Genomic DNA, 3,657 nt, shown 5'->3' with positions numbered 1-3,657 from the left:
GTCCGCCGCGCCCTCCTCTCGGCCGACGTCAACTTCAAGATCGTCAAGGACTTCATCGAACGCGTCAAGGCCAAGGCCGTCGGCGCCGAAGTCCTCAAGAGCGTCAACCCCACCCAGCAGTTCATCTACATCGTCCAGAAGGAACTCGAGGCCCTCATGGGCCCCGTGGACCACGCCCTTCCGGCCGCCCAGGGCGCGCCCGCCGTGATCATGATGGTGGGCCTCCAGGGGTCCGGCAAGACCACGACCACCGCCAAGCTCGGCAAGTACCTCCAGAAAAAGGGCCGCAAGCCGATGCTCGTGGCCGCCGACCTCGTCCGGCCCGCCGCCGTCGAACAGCTGAAAACCCTCGGCGCCCAGAACGGGATCCCCGTGTACTGGGAAACCGGCGGCCGCCCCGTCAAGGTCTGCGAACGCGGCATCGCCAAGGCCGCCGAGCAGGGCTGCGATACCGTGATCCTCGACACCCAGGGCCGCCTCCACATCGACCGCGAAATGATGGAGGAGCTGCGCGACGTCAAGGAGCGCGCCCGCCCCCACCAGATCTACCTCGTCGTGGACGCCATGACCGGCCAGGACGCCGTCCGCTCCGCCGACGAATTCAACAAGCAGCTATCGATCGACGGCGTCATCCTCACCAAACTCGACGGCGACGCGCGCGGCGGAGCCGCCCTTTCCGTCAAGGCCGTCACCGGAAAACCCATCAAGTTCATCGGCGTCGGCGAGCGCATCGACAACCTCGAGGAATTCCACCCCGACCGCATGGCCGGCCGCATCCTCGGCATGGGCGACGTGGTCAGCTTCGTCGAGAAAGCCCAGGAAGTCATCGACCAGGAGCACGCCCGCAAGCTCCAGGAGAAGATCCGCAAGGACGAACTCACCCTCGACGATTTCCTCAAGCAGCTCCAGCAGATGAAGAAGATGGGGCCTCTCTCCCAGGTCCTCAAGATGATCCCCGGGCTCAATCAGATGGCCGGCGAGGTCGACGACAACGAGCTCAAGTACGCCGAAGCCATCATGCAGTCGATGACCCCCCAGGAGCGCGAGTACCCGGAGCTTCTGAACGCCTCGCGCCGCCAGCGGATCGCCCGCGGCTCGGGCCGCCCCGTCCACGAGGTGAACTCCCTCCTCAAGCAGTTCGACGAAGCGCGCAAAATGATCCGGATGATGAAGAAGGGCAAAGGATTCCCCTTCCCGGGCATGGGCGGCCCCCCCGCGCCCCCCGGCCGCCGACGCTAGCGCCGCCGCGCCCAGGCCAGCGCGACGCACCCCCCCAGCCGCACGAACCGCGGGCGCTCGAACTCCCGCGGCAGGACAAGCTCGCTGCGCTTCATGAACCGTACGCCCTGAAGCGCCTGGTCGAGCTGCATCGCAAAGAGGGCCGCCTCCATCGGCCGCCGGGACACCCGTTCCGGCAGGAATCCCTCGACGACCAGGAGATAACCCCCCGGCCGCAGAACGCGCGCCGCGTTGGCCAGCGTCCGGCCGCGATCCGTCATGTGGAGCACTTCGCCAAGATAGACCACGTCCGCTCCCGACGTTTCCCCGTAGGTCTCCGCGCGCCCGTGCTCGGCCCCGGACTCCGGGTCCGGATCCACGCCCCGGAATCGGGAACGCGGGAAAACCCGCCGCATGAGCGCCAGCCACTCCCCCGTCCCGCAGCCGAGTTCCAGGACGTCGCATCCCCGCTCGAGGCGCCGGCGCACGGGACGCGGAAGCCGCCGAAGAAACATCGTGTGATCCCAGCGCGTGGCCTCCCGAACCGCTTCCGTGCGGCGGGGACGGGCGCCGGGATCGAGCGGGCGGCCGGTGCGGAAGAACTCGCCGAACGCGTCGTAGTCGAGCGAGCGGAGCGCCCCGTACATGAGGTGTCCGGCGAGGTACTCCGGATGGTCCGCTTCCAGAAGGAGCCTCCGGACGCCGGGAGCAGGCACCCAGCGCCCACCCCGCCGATCCAGAAGCCCCAGCGCCTGCGCCGCCTCCCTCCACACGCGCTCGCCGTCGTGCCGGGGCCGCCGCCCGAGGCGTTCGAAGAGCCCGTGCCGGCGGCCCAGGGTCAGCGTCCAGACCCGCCAGAAGCCCAGCCCGTCCCGCCAGAGCGTCGCGAAATCCACCCTGTCCCCGCTACCGGGGCGCCTCCGCCGGCGCCAGCCGCCCCGTCCCGCCGCACCCCGTGCAGCCGTAGTCGCCCCGGCCGCCGCAGACCTGGCATTCGAGCGTCCCCACGCCCGAGCACTTGTAGCAGGGTTCCTCCTGGTCGCGGAAGTTCCGGCGCTTGCCCGTCCCGGAGCACTCGCCGCAGGGCAACCGCCGCACGCCGATGCACACCGTGCACGTCACTTTCCCCTTGCCTTCGCAGGCGCCGCAGACCGGCTGATTCTGCCGGGCCCGCTCCTGCGCCCGCCGGTGAAGGGTGTAGCCCACCCCCGAGATGACCAGAAGCCCGACGAGGCCCGCCGCCAGGACGACCAGGATGAATCGGCTCCCCGGAAGCGTCTCGCCCGACTCGGATGGCACGGGCGCCTCCGCCCGCCCCGTGCGGGCCGGAAGCTTCACGCTCGCCTGCGGAATCTCGATCTCCTTGAAGCAGGCCGGGCATTTCATCCGCGTGCCGCGGATGGAATCCTCCGCCTCCAGCTCCTCCCGGCATTCGGGGCAGTAAAAGAAGATCACGTTTCCCACTCTATCCGGGAGTCGATCCGCGGCAAGAGAAAAACGTTGCGCCAATCCCGGGCCGTTGCTATAGTGTCGCGCCTATGGCGGTCCGAATCCGACTGACCCGCACGGGTCGCAAGAACCTGCCCTTCTGGCGCATCGCGGTCTTCGACGGGCGCACGCGCCGGGACGGCAAGTACCTCGAAAACCTGGGAACCTACGACCCGCGCGCCTCGAAGCCCGAAGAGAAGGTGAAGATCGACCTGGACCGGTACGCCCATTGGATCTCCAAGGGGGCGCTGCCTTCGGAGTCCCTGGAACGGCTCCTCAAGCACACCGGCCATCTCAAGAAGTGAGCCGGCGGCCTTCCGACCGCCCTCCCGCCGCCTTCTCCGGCCCCCCGCTTCCGGTCCGTTCGGGGTATACTGAAACCGGTCGTCTCCGACCGCCTGTACCTCTCCGAATAAACGCATGGTGCCGGAAATCCCGCGGGAGACGCTGCTGCGCGCGCGCCTGGGTGACCGCGAGGCGTTCCGGACCGTCGTGGAAGCCACCCAGAAACTCGCCTACAACATCGCCTACCGGCTCACCTGGAACGCCGCCGACGCCGAGGACGCCGCCCAGGAGGTGTTCCTCAGACTGTACCGCAATTTCGGGCAGTACGACCCCGATCAGCCCTTCCTCCCGTGGTTTCGCCGCCTGGCCGCCAACTGCGTGCTCAATTGGAAGGAACGCCGCCGCCCCTCCGCCCCCCTGCCCGAGGTCCCCGTCCGGGACCCCGCGCCCGCCGACCCGAGCGCCCGTCTCCAGGCCGCCCTCCGCGAGCTTCCCCCGGAATACCAGGCCTGCGTGACCCTCAAGTACCTCGAGGATCTCAGCATCCAGGAGATCGCCCGAACGCTCGACGTTCCCCCCGGCACCGTCAAGACGTGGCTTTTCCGGGCCCGTGAAATCCTGGTGGAAAAATTGAAACCGTTCGCGGACACCCTCCTGTAAGCACAC

5 protein-coding genes are annotated in these 3,657 nt (G+C 68.6%); 3 read left to right on the top strand and 2 right to left on the bottom strand.

Going from position 1 to position 3,657, the window contains the following annotated elements; genetic code table 11:
- Nucleotides 1-1,239 (top strand): signal recognition particle protein (gene ffh / locus VNO22_09555; GenBank protein ID HXG61610.1); only part of this gene is annotated, 1,239 nt, incomplete at its 5' end.
- Here ffh and VNO22_09550 read toward each other — a convergent pair.
- Nucleotides 1,236-2,114, bottom strand: coding sequence for a class I SAM-dependent methyltransferase (locus VNO22_09550; GenBank protein HXG61609.1), 879 nt, complete (start codon nt 2,112-2,114; stop codon nt 1,236-1,238). The genes ffh and VNO22_09550 overlap by 4 nt on opposite strands.
- 10 nt (nt 2,115-2,124) lie before the next feature.
- Nucleotides 2,125-2,673, bottom strand: coding sequence for a hypothetical protein (locus VNO22_09545; protein HXG61608.1), 549 nt, complete (start codon nt 2,671-2,673; stop codon nt 2,125-2,127).
- 83 nt (nt 2,674-2,756) lie between these two features.
- On the opposite strand from VNO22_09545, the gene rpsP reads away from it, so the two are divergent.
- Entirely contained in the window at nt 2,757-3,011 is a 255-nt protein-coding gene (rpsP, locus tag VNO22_09540; protein ID HXG61607.1) for a 30S ribosomal protein S16, read from the top strand.
- 115 nt (nt 3,012-3,126) lie between these two features.
- Complete coding sequence (locus VNO22_09535) at nt 3,127-3,651, top strand: sigma-70 family RNA polymerase sigma factor (GenBank protein HXG61606.1); 525 nt, start codon at nt 3,127-3,129, stop codon at nt 3,649-3,651.
- Nucleotides 3,652-3,657 lie beyond the last annotated feature (6 nt).

The sequence above is a fragment of the Planctomycetota bacterium genome (assembly GCA_035574235.1).
Lineage (GTDB): Bacteria > Planctomycetota > MHYJ01 > MHYJ01 > JACPRB01 > DATLZA01.
This window is presented reverse-complemented; position numbering and strand designations above follow the sequence as displayed.

Coding starts and splice junctions, on each gene's coding strand:
- rpsP (HXG61607.1), top strand. CDS start 2,757: ATGGCGGTCCGAATCCGACTGACCCGCACGGGTCGCAAGAACCTGCCC.
- VNO22_09535 (HXG61606.1), top strand. CDS start 3,127: ATGGTGCCGGAAATCCCGCGGGAGACGCTGCTGCGCGCGCGCCTGGGT.